Source organism: Pseudomonas simiae (assembly GCF_000934565.1).
Lineage (GTDB): Bacteria > Pseudomonadota > Gammaproteobacteria > Pseudomonadales > Pseudomonadaceae > Aquipseudomonas > Aquipseudomonas simiae.
The window spans coordinates 151,868-168,457 of the sequence record NZ_CP010896.1 but is presented as its reverse complement, the minus strand read 5'-3'; the positions used below and the strand labels follow the sequence as shown (position 1 = coordinate 168,457).

Below are 16,590 nucleotides of genomic sequence, written 5' to 3'. Positions count from 1 at the left end.
CGTTTAATTACAGGAAGAAATCCATACGGAAGTAGATCGGCGCTTCGCGCTCGCTCATCACTGCCGGGCGTTCCAAAGAATGCGCAAAGGTCACACTGGTGCTCAGGTTCTTGCCGCGGGCGAACAGCTCCAGGGAGTTGCTCGAAACCCGGCCGTGCACACGGTCGTTATAGCGATCATTGCTGATCACGCCTTGGTCATAGCCGACGCTGGCGCCGTATTCAGCAAAAGCCGGGCGCAGCCAGTCGACGGTCACCGCACGGGCCCAGCGCACTTCGTTGCGCCAGTAGCCGCCGCTATCGCCGATCAACTGCTGATCCTTGAAACCACGCACCGAGGCAGAACCACCCAGGCTCATGCGCTGCGGGCTGAACAGAATGTCTTCACTGCGTTGGCCGGTGGCGAGGCTGGAGAAACTGAACGACTCGCCCCACAGGGCGAACGGCTGCAGGTAGCTGACGGTGGCGGTGTATTTGCGGTAGCGTGAATTGGGTTGGCGATTACCGAACGGGTCGCGCTCCTCTTGAGATTGTGCGTCGAACATGCCGATGCCGTTCTGCATGCCCAGGTCGACGTTGACGAATGCGTTGCCGATACGGCGCCCGTGGTTGATGCCCAGTTGCAGTTCGCTGAGGCGGTTGCTGCTTGTGCTTGTACGGGTGTCGAGGATGTAGTTATTAGTGCGCAGGTGCGCAAGGCCCACGTTCACCGATGTCTTGCTCACGTCGTCACGGTGGACCACCCGCTCAGCGCGCAGTTGGTGGTTCTGGTTGTCGCCGTTCTGTTTGAATTTGAAGTCGTTGAGCATGCCATAGGTGCGGTAGTCGCTTTCGCTGTAGGTGTAGCTGAAGTTCCACCAGCCCCACGGCACGTTGTAGTAGAGCATGCTGTTTTTCGACGTTTTCTGGTGGTCACTCACGGCGTCGTGGCCGCCGCGCAGTACCAGGTGATCGGCCAGGCCCAGGGGGCTGTCCCACTCAAGGCCTGCCCCCCACTGCTGTTCGCCGGTACTTTTCTGCCCATCGTTATTGCGCGACAGGCTGGCGCGCCAGGGTTTTTGCGGGGTGTTCTTGACCACCACTTCACTGCCGCCGATCTGCGTACCGGGGGTCAGTTCCATCTGCGCCTGCTTGGAGGGCAAACGGTTGAGCTGGTCCACCAGTTGCTCGACTTCACGCAGGTTGAGTGCCTCGCCCACCTTGCCGGGAAAGGCCATCGACAACTCACGGTCGGTGACGGTACTGCCTGGGGCGCTTTTCAAGGCTTCGAGCTTGCCTTCCACCACCAACACTTGCAGGTGGCCGCTGGAAAGGTCTTGCTGCGGCAGATAGGCACGGCTGGTGACGCGGCCTTTGGAGAGGTAGAAGTCCGTGATGACCTTGAGCAGTTCATTGAGCTGTGAAACGCCCAGGCACTGGCCTGTGTAGGGTTTGAGCAAGCCAGCGCGGTCGTCGGCAGACAGACTGTCAGCGCCCTTGAGTTCGATGTCTTTGATCGGGAAGCAACGTGTGTCGGCAGGCGTCGCCGGGGCCGTGGGCCTGGCTTCTTTACCGGGCAGGTCCTTGAGTTCTTCGAGGCGCCGGCGCTGCTCTTCAAGCAGGCGGTTCTGCCGATCGCGGATCAGGTCCTGATCCCCGGGCGTAGGGGCGGCGGTGGCACTGTTCAGGCCCAAATAAGCGAGCATGAAAGTGCACAGCAATAACCGAGTCCGTGGCAATAACAAAGACATATTCGATCCATCGAAAATCAAGTGGCGCAAACTAACACCTAACTTCCTACAACTCAAAAAGCCGAGCTAGTTGGAACTTAGTACTAATTTTTCACGCAACGCATTGATTTATAACAACTAAAAATCATCATAGGTAGAAGCCTTCTGCTCATGGAATTTTTATTCCGACCAGCGGCAGCACCCTTGATGGCGATTCATCGGAGAACTTACAGATAGCCATTAATTGGCCATCAATTTCTTACCGAGATAACTTAGTATCGGAAATAGCAGAAAAGTTCGCGGCTTTTTTGTGAATTGGATCCCATTTGTCGGGATTAAGCCCGATCGTCCCCACGTTGCATGGGAACGATCTTGCAAAGCGCTTCCTTAGCTCGCGTCTTTGTTCTGATCCTTGCCGGGCACCAGCGTCAGCCCTGGCTTCTCCACATCGCGGGAGACATGGGATTTGACTTCCGCCACGCCACCCTCCTCGTCGTTATGGATCACCAGCACCCCAGGCCGACGCAGCTGCTCCAGATCCCCTTCGCCCAGGCTGAAGCTCTCGCTCAGGTTCTGGTCGCTCAAGGCCTTGGCCTCGGCGCGACGCTGGGCGAACTTGCGGCCCCGGCGCTGCTGGTAGCGCGCCCAGCTGATCAGGATCAGGGCGTTGAACAGGGCGATCCACAGGTAGATCTGCAGGGTGTTGAGCGCTGCAAAGATCGGCGCCTCAATCCGAGGCCCACCGTGGGTCTCCAGCATCGAGTTGATCCCACGTGCCAGCAGCCAGATCAAGCCGGCCCAGGCCATCAGGGTAAGCAGCACGTCAATGATCCACATCACCATACGTTGGCGGGTTCTGACCAGTTTCATGATCACGCCTCCTCTTCAGTAGGTTTGATGCCGCGATCCGGGCTGACCCAGCGCGCCCGCTTCCGGTGCTGGTTGAACAGCACCTTGGGAAAACTGACCAGGGTGGTGAACAGGCTGACCAGCCAGAACACCATCGGGTACCACACGGTCCAGAACAGGGTCTTCCACAGGTCCTTCTCGTAGCGGCGGTCGATCATGATGCTCACTGCAAACTGCACCAGACACACCATGGCCAACACCAGGCCGGTAAACGCGGGCGGAACCAGGGAGTCCACCGTGATCGCCGGTGGCAACACCATGAACTTGCCAAGCACGTAGAAAATCACCGACAGCAGGAAGGTAAACGCCCAACCGGTGGACAGGCAGTATTCGAACAACAGCGGCCACAGGTAGCGATGACGCCATTGCCAGATGCCCCGGATATTCTTGAACAGCACCTCAGCGCCACCCTGAGCCCAGCGCAGGCGCTGCTTCCACAGGCCACCGACCGTCTCGGGCATCAAGATCCAGCACAGGGCACGGGGCTCGTAGAAGATGCTCCAGTGATCGAGTTGCAGCTTCCAACTGACATCGATGTCCTCGGTGATCATGTCGGTGCTCCAGTAGTCGATACGGTCCAGCGCCTTTTTACGGAACGCGACCACCACCCCCGACACCGTGAAGATCCGGCCAAATACCCGTTGCGTGCGCTTGATCAAGCCGATGATCGAAGAGAACTCGCCGACCTGCACGCGGCCGATCAGGGTCGAACGCGTGCGGATGCGCGGGTTGCCGGTCACCGCCCCCAGGCGCGGGTTATCCAGCATCGGCGCAACCATGTAGGCCGCCGCGTTTTTATCCAGCAACGCGTCGCCGTCGATGCACACCAGGTACTCACTGCGCGCTGCCACGGCGCCCATGCGCAAGGCCACCGCCTTGCCCTGGTTCTGCGCCAGGTGCAGCACGCGCAGACGCGGGTGCTCCAGTGCTAACGCATCGAGCACTGCGGCGGTGTTGTCTGTGGAGCCGTCGTTTACCGCGATCACCTCAATGTTCGGATACAACTGACCCAGCGCCGCCTGCATGGTATCGGCGGCGTTATCCCCTTCGTTGTAGCAAGGGATGATGATCGAGATCAGCGGGTTGCCGGCCAAGGTGGGCGCCGGAGTGTCCTCTTCCCACGGCCAGTGGCGTTCCCAGTGCAGCCAGAAATACAGGCCGCCTGCGATCCACAGCGCCGACATGAACAGCGGGTAGAAAAACACAAAGTCCATCAGGAACTGCCCGGTGACCAGGAAGATCAGGCCCAGGGGCACACCCAATACCAATGCCAGTACGAATAAAGCCAGGAGTCTGTCGAACATGGTCAAGGGTTCCATTGGTTGGAAAGGGCCGGACGCACCGTTTTCAGGTCCGGGGAGTTTTCCAGGAAGTTGTCCGGGTAGTAGCCAAAACTCGTGACACCCTGGCGCTTGAGCACACCCATCCATTCAGCCATCTGCGCGCTGTCGATATCCGGCGCGGCCTGGGTGCGCCAGTCTTTGGCTTGCAGTTCGAATACCGTGCGCTCCATGGCGCCGGGACGCGCCTTGACCGTGGCGACCAGCTTCTCCAGCCAGGCATTGGAGTTGCTGTACTCCTGGCCTTCCATCAACGGCATGGCCATGGGCGCGGTCCAGTCGTAGGTCTGGAGGAAATCGTCGAGATTCTGCGCGAACCAGGCTTCGCTGCCTGGGTTGAGCATGGGCTCGGCGAAGATATTGCGCGCCGTCTGCACCTGCGGCCCACCGATGGCGCGGACCTTGGCGGTCAACTCTTTGGTGAAGTCGATCAGGTAGCGGCTCTTGAAACGGGTCCAGCGCTGCATCACGGCGGGGTCGGCACGCAGGGCCTCGATCGTAGCCGGCAGGCCGGCGGCGGCGTAAGCCTTGAGCGCGGCGGGGCTAGCATCTTCAAAATCGTTGAACACCGCATCGTCGTGGTACAGCACGCCGTCGATGGCATTGTTGCGCGCCAGGTCCTCGTAGATCTCACCGATGATCTTGCGCACTTGCGGGTCAAACGGCGACAGGCGTTTGTACTGGTCAGGGTCGAGGCCGACCTTGCCGGTTTCCGGGTCCCACCGTGTGACGCGCGGCAGCTTGGGGTCGAGGGCGAAACTGAGTACCGGCATCCACGCATACACGCTGGCATGGGCACGGGTGTGCAGTTGCCAGGAGACGCGGTTGAACAGGTCGGCGCGCACCGGCAAGTGACGGTTGGGGAAGTACAGTTCATGCACCAGGCCGTCACCCTTGGGGTCGGCGAAGGCTTGCAGGAATACCGTGCCTGCGCCCATGTCCACCACCCGCTGCACGAGTTGGTCGAGGTTGCGGGCCTGTTGGGCCGGGTCGGGGTCGTAGACGTTATCCAGGTCCACGTGCAGTACGCGCATCGGCGCCTTGGCTTGCACCGCGACCATGCTGTTGGCGAAATGCTCGCCGTCCGGATCGGAGGCCACCAGGAAGCGTGGGCTGTTCATCAGGTCACTGGAACTGTCGAGGCCATCTTCCAGGGTCAGGGCCATCTGGTAGCCCTGCTCGCCAATGATCGCCAGCGAGGTGCCTTTGGCTGCACCGTAAGGCCATACCCACACGCGTGGTTTCTTGCCGGTGACCGTTTGGATCTTGTTGGAAATCGCTGCAACGTCAGCACGCATGCGCGCCTCGAACTGCGCCTGGGTTTCATAGCGTCCGGTGGCCGGATCAAAACGCAGCGAGGTCGCCGCCGGCTCCAGGTTGCCCTGGGGGTTGGCCAGGATGCCTTTGTGGCTGTTATCGGTGTGCGCGGCGATTTCCACCAGGCCCGACTGGGACACTTCGCGGATCTGCTGCCAGGTCAGGAATTCGCCGCGCGGCCGTGGCTGGCCGGCAAAGTCCACCGGCTGGTTCATGGGCGTATCGATCCAATAGCCCACCGGCGCCAGCAAGGCCGGCCAGTGATAGGCACGCAGGATCGGCATCACCCGCGTGTAGAAGCTGGAATAGCCATCATCGAAGCTGAGCATGATCGCTTTGGGCGGCAACTCAGGCCCACCGTTGCGAGCCGCCAGGATCTGGTCAACGCTGACCGCCTTGTAGCCGTTCTCGCGCAGCCAGGCCAACTGCTCGATCAAACGCTCGGTACGCACCGCCACCACCGCCTGATCGGGGTCGCGATCCTCGACGTCGTGATAGGCAATGCCAAGGAAATGGTTTTTCGGCCACGGCGCTTCGTTGGCCGGGGTCGGCCGCTCGGCGGGTGGAGTGAAGGGCGCGGGTTGCTGGGCACAGGCACTGGCCAGCATTACGCCCAGGATCAACAAGCAACGGCTGAGGACGGTCATGGTCAGGCTCTTCTAGAAACGGTAAGTGAGGTCGACGAGCAGACGCAGATCGCGTTCGCGATCGCCGTCGTAAGGTCGGCTGATCAGGCTCAGGTTGGCGCCGGCTTCCAGGACATCGTTCCAGCGATAGCGTTGGCCGTAGCCGACCAGACCAATGCCACCGGTGGAATAATCCTGCTGGCTATACGTACCCGCACCGACCTGGAACTGCTGACTCCACTGGGTCTCGTAGCGGTGATAGAGCACATGGTTGATGTTGAGGACAGGCAACACGGTGAAGTCCGACTTCGGGTTGAAGTAGACCGTATCTTCCTTGCTGTTACGGCTGGCGCCGACTTCCAGGCCCAGGTCCACTTGCACTTTCGGCGAGCTGTAGAGGCCTTCGCGACCGCTGAGCAAGGCTTCGAATCGGTCGTTGCCGTCGCTGAAATGGGAGGGGCTGAGGGTCAGTTTCCACTCGCGGCTTTCATTGGCGCGCCAGCGGATGAAACCGCTGCCGCCGTTGGCGGTGATCCCGTCATTCAACGCGCGCAATGGCGTGGTGGACAGGAGGTAGCCGAGGCTACCGCCGTACTGCCAGTTGTCGTTGATGTCGCGGGCAATCGACACGGCGGCACCTTGTTTTGAGCCATCTCCGTAGGAATGGTTGGAGACCTCGGCTTCAATGGTCATGTCACGGGTACGCCGCTCCACGCCGACCACTTGCCAACGGTGATGGCCGGTGCCTTCTTCAAAGTCGGCCGTGGCATAACCGGCACCGGCGAACAGACGCCAGTCTTCGTCGATCGGCGGCGTGTAGAGGCGGCTTTCAATGCCCCAATCCCGGCTACCCGAGACGGCACCGGCATCGCCGTTGTTACCACCGCCAAAGCTTTTACCGGTGTAGGCCTCGACGCGCAGCTCGGCCATATCATGCACATCACGCAGGCGTTTGAGACGCTGCACCTGGCGGTTGTCTGGGTTACGGGCGACTACGTCGTCGGTGAGGATGTCGAGTTGACGCCATTCCTGCAGGTCCAGGGCCGTGAAGCCTTGGGACATCTCCAGGCCGATGTCACGCGGGCTTTGCGTTTCGGTTTCCTTGAGTGAGCGCTCGGCGCGCCGTGGCCAGTCGCGGGCTCGGTACATCTCGGCTTGCGCCAGGCGCAGGCCGATGCTGCCAGGCGCCTTGCCGACCAGTTCTTCCAGGGCTTTTTCGCTGGACGGCAGGTCGGAACCATAGGTGCCGGCCTGGGCGGCCAATTGTTGGGCGTCCATCCACTCGTCGTTTGGGTTGCCGATCGGTAGCCCCTTCAGTTCAACACGCGGTTTCTGGCTGTCGGCCAAGTTCTTGGCGACCGCCCGCGCTTCGTCCACCTGATCGTTTTCGAGCAAGGCGTAGAACAAGGCGGTGCTGTCTTCAACACGATCGCCCACATCCGCATCGGGGGCGCTCAGCGCTTGGCGATACAAGGGCGCAGCCTTTTCCGGCAGGCGCTGGTCGAGGTAGGACGCGGCTACCCAACGCACCGCATAGGTGGGCAACTGCACACCTTCGGCTTGGAGGGTTTCGTACTCGCGGATCACCTCGGCGGTACGCGCCCGCGCCTTGAGCGCACCCAGGCGGTCGATGCGCCAACGCACCACATCGTCTTTGGCCGTGGGGTCCGGGGTCCAGCGGGCGAGGAGTTGATCGTAGCCCTGCAAGGCGCGATCAGCGATGACATAACGCTCTTTCTCGGTACGCGTGGCGAACTCGGCCATGCGCACGCGCTCGGCGGCCAGGTCGCCTTCGAGACGACGCTGGGTCACGGGGTCGACAAGACCGGGACGCTGGGCGGACAGGCGCAGTGCAGGCTCGGGCAGACGCGCCTTTTGCAAGGCAACGATGTATTCGCGGGCCACTTCCGGTTTGTCGCCGGCGCGGATAAACGCCTGGTCGAATTCGTGCAGTGCGTCGTACTGCAAACCCGCACGGGTCAGCGCATAACCCAGGGCCATGCGTCGATTGGGGTCATCCGGTTTGCCGGCCACCAGCGCACGAGCGCGTTGCACCGCTTCGTTGGTTTTGCCGCCGTCAGCCTGGGTCAGTGCCAGGCCCAGTTGCAGGTCAACATTGTTCGGCTCACGCAGCAGCGCTTTGCGATAGACCGCCTCGGCCTGCGCCCACTGCTTCTGGTTGCGATAGGTGCGCGCGACCGTCGCCAGCGCCTGGGCGGTCAAGTTGCGATTCTGACCCTGTGCCTCGTACACCTTCAGCACTTCGGCATCCTGGCCGGCCCAACCGGCGATCACCAGGTGATCGCTGATCTGCCCCGGCGTCTGGCGCTCGGCGGGCATTTGGCGAAGTTGAGTCAGGGCGGGTGTGAAGTTGCCGTTGCGCGCCTGGATGATCAGGGCGTCATAGGCCGGGTCGGCCATGGCGAAGGTGGGCATCAGCAACTGGCTGCACAAGGTTACCCCGATGAGCAGCCGTAACCGGCCTGAGGCACTGAGTGGAATGTGTCGCAGCATATCGTGAGCTTCCTTACACACGGAAAGCTGTAACGATAGGTGGTCCTGAGCAATCTGCATCAGGGTGTCGGCGTCTCGTGACCCGACCTAGCTTTCCTGTATGAACTATCCCCGACGCGCCGATGAAAAAGGGCAATCAATAACAATTGTTCAGAATTGCCCATCAAATCTGAAATACCAATGGGGGAGCGGGCTTGCCGGCGATAAGGGGGTACCGGCCAACACACGCGCCGACCGTTTGACCCCTATCGCGGGCAACCCCGCTCCCCCATTATTTATTTCTGGGCGATGGCGAAATATTTACTGCGCGCCGCCCACCGCCCCCATTTTGGACATCACGAAGCCAATGAATTGCTCGACGGTCATCTCCTGGCCGTTGAAGGTCACTTCATTGTTGGCGTAATGCAGCTTGGACACTACGTCGCTGCCGACCAGGGTTGCCAGCTGCGTGCCTACGGCCATGCCACTGACCATTTCGCTCGCCATCTGGGATTGCTGCTCGATGGCTTTAGGGTCGGTCACACCACCGACCTGCGCCTGCAGGGCGGCAACGTCGGCAATCATCGGCTTGGACAGGGTCAGGTTGGCGTCCAGCAGCGAGACCATTTGCTTGCCCAATTCAACCGGAGGCAGCTCCATGGAGGTCGGCTTGGCCAGGTCCACTACCAGATTGAACTTGCTTTCGCCGTGGGTGGTTTTCAGGGACAGGTTTTCCAGCGCCAGGTGCGGCTTGGCAGCCAGCAATTGGTTGACGTTGGCTTCAGCAAGGGTTTGCTCGGCTTCGGTCAGTTGCAGCTCAGGCACTGGTTGGCCGGCAGCGGCAGCGGCTTGTACCGGCTGCATCTTGTCCTGATACAGCTTGGTCAGCACCAGACCGGACGGCACATCGATGTTCTTCAAGCTCAGGGCCATGGCAGCAGAGCCGACCGGCTTGCCCTGGTAGCCAATCTCGTCGATCTTGTAGTCGACGCGGCCGGACATGTTGTTGTCCTTGATTTCGCTGGTGTCTTTCTGCTCGAAGCCCTTGAGGGTCATCACGGCTTTCTGCGGGCCGAAGGTGAGCTTGGTGTCGCTCAGCTCTACGGTGTTCTGCCCGGTGTAGAAGCCGAAGGTGGATTTCTCCAGGTTGCTGGCCACGGTCAGACCGGCGAGTTCGACGTTGAACGGCGCGCCATTGGCGTCGACTACGTCCAGCTTGAGGCTGTTCATATAGCCTTCAACCTTGACCTTCTTGCCCTCCGCGGTGCTGTCGAAATCCAGGTTCACACCGGAGAAGCTCACCGAGGATGTCTCGTCCTTGAATTCCAGCGGCAGCAATTCGAGGTTGCCGGTGACCGAACGGCTGTAGCCGATATTGGCCACGCCTTTGAGCGGCGGCACGTCTTTGGCGGCGGCGAACCATTTTTCGGTGGTGGGGTTTTTTTCCAGCGCATAGTGACTGGTGGCCATGACCGGCAGCCACTTCAACGACACCAGGCGCGAGAACGGCAGCGGGCCGTGTTCGATATGGTCGACAAACAGCAGCTCAGGGTTCGGGTTCTGCTCGCCGAAGAACGAGCCTTGCCCCTTGAGGCGATAGTGCGCGGTGCTGCTGAACAGGCCACGTTCCAGGGACACCAGTTCCAGGTTAACGGTGCCGTCGACGCCGGCCATGGAACGTTGCAGTTCCTTGTTGGCATCCTGCACGGCCGTTTGCAGCACCGGCTCCAACTGCTTGCCGGTGTACCAGGCACCGCCTGCACTGACGACGCCCACGGCGACAACGAAACCCAAGAGAACTACGGCTGGCTTATTCATGAAGTGACCTGATCAAATCCTGTGAGAAGTGGGCTGTCTTCCTTGAACCCCAAGGGGGATTGGCTCAAGCCCGCCGAAAACGGGGGAAGATTAGCACTGGCGGCCGCGAACGGCCCAGCTTTTCAGAGGCCTCAGTTCAGGACTGGTTCAGGAATACTCCAGCTCTATTTCATCCAACTGGTGGTCGAAACTCTTCAGGCGCGCCGTCCAGGTGTACACCAGCACCTCAAACTCGCGGTGTATCACGGCATTGCCGGGGGTGTCGGCCTTGGGGTCGCAGAAGTCCAGTTGGTAGCGTTCGCGGGCCATTTGCGTGGCCACGTCGGACAATTCCCGCGCGTTGTTCAGCCAGTGCCTTCCGTCGGCCACTTGCCGGTCGAGGGCCACGCACTGTTTCTTCAGGACTTCGAGGCTTTTTTCCAGGGGTGTGCCAGTGAGGTCACCCATGACCTCCTGGAAGGTCCGCCCCGGCTGCCAATAGCTGCCCCAGAAATAGCGGTCGAACACGGTCTCGACCCGACGCAGCGCGACCTTGGTGTCCCAGATCGCCACGCGGGTCTTGCCTTGTTCGAGGAGTTTTTTCTTCACCCGTTGATTCTGGTAAGAGGCCCAAGCCACTACGCCGATGGACAGGGTGCCGATCACCAGGCAGGCGCTGTCGAGAAACACCATCGCCTTGTCGAGTTGGTGAGCCAGCATGACGCCGTAGAAGTAGGTAGCCGACAACAATACCAGTGCGAAACACACGCACCAGAAAGCGGGAGCATAAGGGTTTTTCATTATTGGAATCCCCATGAGCAAACGCGAACAGTGACAGGCAGAGCGTCACGGCTCTCCACCTGTCAAAGCATAGTCATTCGCTCAGGGTTTGCTGGGCTGAGACGCTTGCGTTCGTCCGCTTTCCCAACCACCGCCCAGGGCCAGGAACAGATCGATCTGGCTCATGGCAACCTGAGTGTTGGCCGCGGCCAGTTGCGCGCGCACATCGGTGTACGTGCGGGTGGCTTGCAGGTCGGCCAGGAATGAGGCGCGTCCCGCCTGGAAGAAACGGTGAGTCTGCCCTGCTGCTTCCTTGGCCGACTCGCCGGCTTCGGCCAAGGCATCGCGGCGTTGCAGTTGCGCGGTGTATTGCGCAAGGCCGGTCTGGGTTTCGCGGATGGCATTGAGCACCACCCCGTCAAAGTGCGCCAGGGCGCCCTGGGTTGCGGCTTCGGCCTCGTGGACGCGCGCGCGGGCGCCGTTGGTCGGTACAGTCCAACTGATCATCGGGCCAAAGCCCCAACGGTTGGTTGCAGGCTGACCAAGGTTGTCGAGCAGGCCAACGGTGCCCACGGTGGCGCCGATGCTGATATCCGGGTAAAGCGCGCCAGTGGCCACACCGATACGTGCGGTGGCTGCGGCCAGTTGACGTTCGGCCTGGCGCACATCGGGACGGCGTTTGAGCAGTGTCGCACCATCGCCGACCGGCAACAGTTGGGCGATATGGGGTAATTCAGCGCAGGTGCCGGTGCCCGCCGGCAGTTGGTCAACCGGCTTGGCCAGCAGCATCGACAAGCGGAACAAACCAGCTTGGCGCAGCGCTTCGTAGCGCGGCATGTCGGCGCGCAAGGATTTGTATTGGGTTTGCGAACGGGTCACCTGGGTTTCATCACCACGCCCGGCGTCACGCAGGCGTTGGGTCAGTTGGGTGCTCTGGGCTTGCAAGTCGAGGGACTCGTTGGCAATCGCCAGTTCTTCGTTTGCCGCACACACTTGGGTGTAGGAGCGCACGACATCGGCCACCAGCGTGATGCGGGCGATATCGGCAGCGGCCTGGGCCGCATCGGCGCTGGCCTGGGCGCTCTCGATGCCGCGCTGCAAGGTGCCGAACAGATCGAATTGATACGAGGTGGTGATCCCCACACTGCCGATGTTGCCCACCGGGACTTTGTCGGCCAGCAAAAACGCTTCGCCGGACTCTTGCAGGCGCTGGGCCTCCGCCTTCGCGCCGAGGCTCCAGCCGCCTGCGGATTCAGCTTGCTGGGTCTGATAGCGCGCACGCTGCAAGTTCGCGGCGGCCACGCGCAAGTCAGTGTTCGAGGCCATGGCCTGGCGCACCAGCTCATCCAGGCGCGGGTCTTTGTACAACTTCCACCAATCGGCCGGCACCGGCGCCGACACTACGTTATTGCCCTCGCCCGCAATGTGCCCTTGCAGGTCGCCACGGTTGATGGCGGCTTTATCTGGCAGCGAGTAATCCGGCCCCACCACTTGGCAGGCCGACAGCAACAACCCCAACGCAGCGGTGGCCAACAGCTGCTTCATGGTTTGTCTCCGTCTTTAACCTTATCGCCGATGATCGAGACGGTGGCTGTACGGCCGGCGATCATGCGGAAGTCGGCCGGCACATCATCAAAAGCGATGCGCACCGGAATCCGCTGGGCCAGGCGCACCCAGCTGAATGCCGGGTTGACGTTGGGCAACAGGTTGGAGCCGCTGCTGCGGTCGCGGTCTTCGATACCGGCGACGATGCTCTGCACATGGCCGTGCAGACGGGCGTTGTCACCAATCACACGGATGTCCACACCCATGCCGACGTGGATGCCGTCGAGTTTGGTCTCTTCGAAATAACCATCGATATGGAAAGAGTTGCTGTCCACCACCGACAACACCGGGCGCCCGGCGGTGACAAACTCCTGGGTACGCGGCGCACGGTCGTTGACGTAACCGTCCACGGGGCTGCGGATTACCGAGCGATCGAGGTTGAGCTGGGCAGAATCCACCGTCACCTGAGCCTCGGCCAGGGCCGACTGGGCACGGGCCACGCGGGACTGACTTTCTTCCAGTTGTTCGCTGGGCACCAGGTTGCCAAGGCCGCGGTTACGCTTGTACTCGCGCTGGGCCTGGGCCAGGGTTTCCTGGCGGTCGGCCACGGCGGCCTGGGCTTGGCGCAACGCCAGTTTGAAGCGGTCCTGGTCGACGGCGAAGAGCACCTGGCCCTTGGTCACCAACTGGTTATCGCGCACGTCCACGCGCTGGATCAGCCCGGACACGTCCGGGGCGATCTGCACGATGTCGGCACGGATGTGGCCGTCACGGGTCCAGGGGGCAAACATGTAGTACATGACCATGCGCCACACCACGACGACCGCAAACGTCACGATCAACAGGGTCAGGACGACACGGCCGATGGTCAAAAAAGGTTTTTTCATGTCATCAGGTATCGACTGAGTGAGTCCACCGCGCCCAGCAACAGCGCGTAGAGCCCCACATTGAACAATGCCCGGTGCCAGACCAGGCGATAGAAGTGGAGCCGGGTCAACAACCCGTGCACCACCAGGAACAACACGTACGTAATGCCCATCAGCACCAGCAGCGTGGGCAGGAACACCCCGCTGATATCCAGATCACCGATCATAAAGGCGCTCCATCAGGCAGCGGCGCTTCCATCTCGGTGCCGCCAATAAATTCCACGCCCGGTAGCAGTGACAGGCGCAAGCCAGCCAGCGCGTGCAAAAGGTGCAGGCGAGTGTCGTCTTCGTCTTGCAGGCCCTGGCCGTTGAGGGCGCGGCGAGTGCGGTCCAGGGTCATCAGCAGACCGCTCGGCGCAGGCAAGCGTTCACCGGCCTTGAGGCACGCCTTGAAGTAACCGCCTACGCCTTCGACGACTTGGTTGAGCAACACCCGTGGCACACCGAGGATGCGCGGCGAGTAGGCCAGCAGATCGAGCAGATTCAGCGCCACGCGCAAATCGCGCAGGGCGGTGCCGGTGTCTTGGTTGATCAGGGCCAGGCGCGGCAGGTGCTGCATCAGGCGGTCGAGCATCTGCGCGGCCATGTGCCGGTGTTCGGCCAGGGTCGCGGGCTCGGTGAGGCTGACGATGTCGCGCCAACTGAAACGGGTCAGGCGCTTGGCCGCCAGTTCAGCACCGAAGGGCCGCGCGATCAGTGTCCACACAAAGGCAAACAGCAAGCCCACCGGCCCCGCCAGGTTGACGTTGGCGAAATTGAGGAAGTCGGCGTCATAGGCGCCCTGGATGCTGATAAACGACGAGGTGTTGACCAGCGTCAGCAGCATGCCCAGGTAAAAACGCGGCTGCACCGTGAGCGTGCCGATGCAGATAAACGGCACGGCGAACGCCAGCACCAGCATCGGAAAGTCATGCAGGTTGGGCAGCACCAAAAACAGGTAAAGACTGGCGAACAGCACCGACATGGCGGTCCAGAAAAAGAACCGGTAGATCTGTGGCGCCGGGTCGTCCATCGAGGCAAAAAAGCTGCAGGCGACGGCGGCCAGGATCACCGCGCTGCCGCCGTCGGTCCAACCGAGCAGGATCCACAGCACCGAGGCAACGATGATCGCGGTGACGGTGGAAAACGCCGAGTAGAACATCAGGCCACGGTCGAGGAACGGCGTGAGCCGGCCCAGGCGCCAATGGCGGTACACGGCGCGCCAGGTGTCCTGGCTTTCACACTGGATGGCGGCTTGCAGGCTGCGGCAGTCTTGCCACAGGTCGATCCATTCGCCCAGGCGGTACAGCGCGTTGGAGAACAGCAATGTGTGACGATCGTCCAGCGCTTCACCTTGAGGTTGCAAGGCATCGACCTGATCGCGCAAGGCGCGCCAGCTTTCCATCGGCGCAGCGTCTTGGGTGCCTTCCAACCATTGGCGGGTCGCCTGCAGCAGCGGCGTGATCTTATCGAGGAATTCCGGCGCGCGATGCTCGATGGCATACAACGCATCATCGAGCGCATCCACCACCGGCAACAGGTGAATCATACGCCCGCGCAGTTCCTTGGTATTACGTACCGTCTGGGGGCGCGCGCCTTCGTGGGGCAGTTGGCCGATCATCAGTTCAAGGGTATTGAAGGTGGCGACCATGCCACCGCGCAGCGTGCTGATTTCGTCAGGCTCAACGTTGCGCGTCAGAAAGCGCTGGCTGTAGACCTGGGCATCGGCAAACCACTTGGCCACCGAGCCATCAAACACCGGCATCAGCCGGCGCGGCCAGAACATCGCGCCCACCACGGCTGCCACCGCGATGCCAAGGAAGATTTCCTCGGTACGCGCCTCGGCCACGTCCCACACTGCCAACGGGTTATCCACCACCGGCAGCGCGATCAGCGGCAAGGTATAGCCGGCCAGCATCAGCGCGTAGTTGTTGGCGGTGCGCAGGTGCATGGACAGAAACAACAACGTGCCCGTCCACAAGGCAATCACCACCACCAGCATGTAGGGCGATTGCACGAACATCGGCACAAAAATCACCGCCGCCGCCGCGCCCATGAAGGTGCCGATGGCGCGGTACAACGCCTTGGAACTGGTGGGGCCGACAAACGGGCTGGAAACGATATACACCGTGGCCATCGCCCAGTACGGACGCGGCATTTGCATGAGCATGGCGATGTACAAGGCAATCATCGAGGCCGCAAAGGTGCGCACCCCATAGAACCAATCACGGGCGGGCGGGAAACCGGTAAAAAATCCGTTCAAAGCGAAGCCGCCTCGAAGGCGCGCAGCACACGCAGCGCGGCTTCCATGTCGCTCCGGGGAATGTCTGCCAGCACTTCCTTGCGCAGGCGCACCAACTGCCCTTCCACCGCTTGCACCAGTTCGCGGCCGCGCTCGGTCAGGCTCAGGGCCTTGGCGCGACGGTCATGGATGTCTTCGGTGCGGCACACGTAACCATCGGTGCACAGGCGGTCGAGCAAGCGCACCAGCGACGGGCTTTCCATCCCTGAAGCCTGGGCAACTTTGACCTGGTGCACACCATCGCCCAAGCGGCCGATCATCAACAACGGCACGGCGCAGGCTTCGGAGATGCCATAGCTCACCAGCGTGGTCTGGCAGATTTTGCGCCAGTTACGGGCGCCCACCACCATGCTGCTGCTGAGGTTCATCTGGAGTTGTTCGGGAGAATGAGGCACTGGATAGTTCGCATACAGTTAGTTTGCTAACTATCAATATGGTGGATGGATCGAAATGCGTCAAGTTTTGAAACAATTTAGCGGATGGGTGGGAGGCGGTATGGCTGAGTAAAAGTGGGTCTAGGAACGGCTGCAGAATTCCAACACCCCCACAGGTCGATCATGGACCGATCCGTCCAAGCGGTGCTTTTGCCCTTTCTGCCAAATTTTTTACGCCCCTCGCCCACCCCGCAACATCAAATTCAGCTCATCCACCACCTCAGCCCAATCTGCATCCTCCAAAATCTCCTCGCGCAAAAACGCCTTCTGGCTGTCCGTCCAGAAAAACGCATCCGCCAGTTTCAACTCCGGCTTGAGCGGCGAATGAACCGCCACAAATTGCTCGATGCTCACCGGGTCATCCGGCAGGCCCAGCTGTTTGAACAGTGACGGCAAACTATGCACAGGCGATTCCATGGCGGGCTCCTGAAAGA

13 protein-coding genes are annotated in these 16,590 nt (G+C 61.2%); all 13 read right to left on the bottom strand.

The window, feature by feature from the left end:
• Positions 1–7 precede the first annotated feature (7 nt).
• Entirely contained in the window at positions 8–1,729 is a 1,722-nt protein-coding gene (locus PF1751_RS00785) for a ShlB/FhaC/HecB family hemolysin secretion/activation protein (protein ID WP_044286434.1), read from the bottom strand.
• A 366-nt stretch (positions 1,730–2,095) separates the two neighbouring features.
• Positions 2,096–2,578 carry a poly-beta-1,6-N-acetyl-D-glucosamine biosynthesis protein PgaD gene (gene pgaD, locus PF1751_RS00780; protein WP_010214236.1) on the bottom strand — a complete coding sequence of 161 codons (483 nt, stop codon included), beginning with the start codon at positions 2,576–2,578 and terminating at the stop codon, positions 2,096–2,098.
• 2 nt (positions 2,579–2,580) lie between these two features.
• Positions 2,581–3,921 carry a poly-beta-1,6-N-acetyl-D-glucosamine synthase gene (gene pgaC / locus PF1751_RS00775; protein WP_010214237.1) on the bottom strand — a complete coding sequence of 447 codons (1,341 nt, stop codon included), beginning with the start codon at positions 3,919–3,921 and terminating at the stop codon, positions 2,581–2,583.
• Positions 3,922–3,923: 2 nt separating this feature from the next.
• On the bottom strand, positions 3,924–5,921 hold the full coding sequence (gene pgaB / locus PF1751_RS00770; protein WP_042571281.1) for a poly-beta-1,6-N-acetyl-D-glucosamine N-deacetylase PgaB: 1,998 nt from the start codon (positions 5,919–5,921) through the stop codon (positions 3,924–3,926).
• 12 nt (positions 5,922–5,933) lie between these two features.
• The gene (gene pgaA / locus PF1751_RS00765) at positions 5,934–8,414 is read right to left on the bottom strand and encodes a poly-beta-1,6 N-acetyl-D-glucosamine export porin PgaA (RefSeq protein ID WP_044286433.1); all 2,481 of its coding nucleotides are present in this window, start codon (positions 8,412–8,414) and stop codon (positions 5,934–5,936) included.
• A gap of 300 nt (positions 8,415–8,714) precedes the next feature.
• Positions 8,715–10,211: a YdgA family protein gene (locus PF1751_RS00760; protein WP_044286432.1), complete on the bottom strand. Its 1,497-nt coding sequence runs from the start codon at positions 10,209–10,211 to the stop codon at positions 8,715–8,717.
• Between the two features lie 147 nt (positions 10,212–10,358).
• Positions 10,359–10,991 (bottom strand): hypothetical protein, encoded by a 633-nt coding sequence (locus PF1751_RS00755; protein WP_010214242.1) that lies wholly within the window; start codon positions 10,989–10,991, stop codon positions 10,359–10,361.
• 81 nt (positions 10,992–11,072) lie between these two features.
• Positions 11,073–12,515: an efflux transporter outer membrane subunit gene (locus PF1751_RS00750; protein ID WP_010214243.1), complete on the bottom strand. Its 1,443-nt coding sequence runs from the start codon at positions 12,513–12,515 to the stop codon at positions 11,073–11,075.
• The gene (locus tag PF1751_RS00745) at positions 12,512–13,402 is read right to left on the bottom strand and encodes an efflux RND transporter periplasmic adaptor subunit (protein WP_010214245.1); all 891 of its coding nucleotides are present in this window, start codon (positions 13,400–13,402) and stop codon (positions 12,512–12,514) included. The genes PF1751_RS00750 and PF1751_RS00745 overlap by 4 nt, the downstream gene beginning before the upstream one ends.
• The gene (locus PF1751_RS00740; RefSeq protein WP_010214247.1) at positions 13,399–13,608 is read right to left on the bottom strand and encodes a DUF1656 domain-containing protein; all 210 of its coding nucleotides are present in this window, start codon (positions 13,606–13,608) and stop codon (positions 13,399–13,401) included. Before PF1751_RS00740 ends, PF1751_RS00745 begins: the two co-directional genes overlap by 4 nt.
• Complete coding sequence (locus tag PF1751_RS00735) at positions 13,605–15,683, bottom strand: FUSC family protein (protein WP_010214248.1); 2,079 nt, start codon at positions 15,681–15,683, stop codon at positions 13,605–13,607. Before PF1751_RS00735 ends, PF1751_RS00740 begins: the two co-directional genes overlap by 4 nt.
• Complete coding sequence (locus PF1751_RS00730; RefSeq protein WP_010214249.1) at positions 15,680–16,090, bottom strand: MarR family winged helix-turn-helix transcriptional regulator; 411 nt, start codon at positions 16,088–16,090, stop codon at positions 15,680–15,682. The genes PF1751_RS00735 and PF1751_RS00730 overlap by 4 nt, the downstream gene beginning before the upstream one ends.
• Before the next feature lie 237 nt (positions 16,091–16,327).
• The gene (locus PF1751_RS00725; protein WP_044286431.1) at positions 16,328–16,573 is read right to left on the bottom strand and encodes a DUF2789 domain-containing protein; all 246 of its coding nucleotides are present in this window, start codon (positions 16,571–16,573) and stop codon (positions 16,328–16,330) included.
• Positions 16,574–16,590 lie beyond the last annotated feature (17 nt).

Bases quoted from the DNA above. Each gene is read 5' to 3' on its own strand.
- pgaB (WP_042571281.1), bottom strand. From the start codon at position 5,921: ATGACCGTCCTCAGCCGTTGCTTGTTGATCCTGGGCGTAATGCTGGCC.
- PF1751_RS00730 (WP_010214249.1), bottom strand. From the start codon at position 16,090: ATGAACCTCAGCAGCAGCATGGTGGTGGGCGCCCGTAACTGGCGCAAA.
- PF1751_RS00750 (WP_010214243.1), bottom strand. From the start codon at position 12,515: ATGAAGCAGCTGTTGGCCACCGCTGCGTTGGGGTTGTTGCTGTCGGCC.
- pgaD (WP_010214236.1), bottom strand. From the start codon at position 2,578: ATGAAACTGGTCAGAACCCGCCAACGTATGGTGATGTGGATCATTGAC.
- pgaC (WP_010214237.1), bottom strand. From the start codon at position 3,921: ATGTTCGACAGACTCCTGGCTTTATTCGTACTGGCATTGGTATTGGGT.
- pgaA (WP_044286433.1), bottom strand. From the start codon at position 8,414: ATGCTGCGACACATTCCACTCAGTGCCTCAGGCCGGTTACGGCTGCTC.
- PF1751_RS00740 (WP_010214247.1), bottom strand. From the start codon at position 13,608: ATGATCGGTGATCTGGATATCAGCGGGGTGTTCCTGCCCACGCTGCTG.
- PF1751_RS00725 (WP_044286431.1), bottom strand. From the start codon at position 16,573: ATGGAATCGCCTGTGCATAGTTTGCCGTCACTGTTCAAACAGCTGGGC.
- PF1751_RS00745 (WP_010214245.1), bottom strand. From the start codon at position 13,402: ATGAAAAAACCTTTTTTGACCATCGGCCGTGTCGTCCTGACCCTGTTG.
- PF1751_RS00785 (WP_044286434.1), bottom strand. From the start codon at position 1,729: ATGTCTTTGTTATTGCCACGGACTCGGTTATTGCTGTGCACTTTCATG.
- PF1751_RS00755 (WP_010214242.1), bottom strand. From the start codon at position 10,991: ATGAAAAACCCTTATGCTCCCGCTTTCTGGTGCGTGTGTTTCGCACTG.
- PF1751_RS00760 (WP_044286432.1), bottom strand. From the start codon at position 10,211: ATGAATAAGCCAGCCGTAGTTCTCTTGGGTTTCGTTGTCGCCGTGGGC.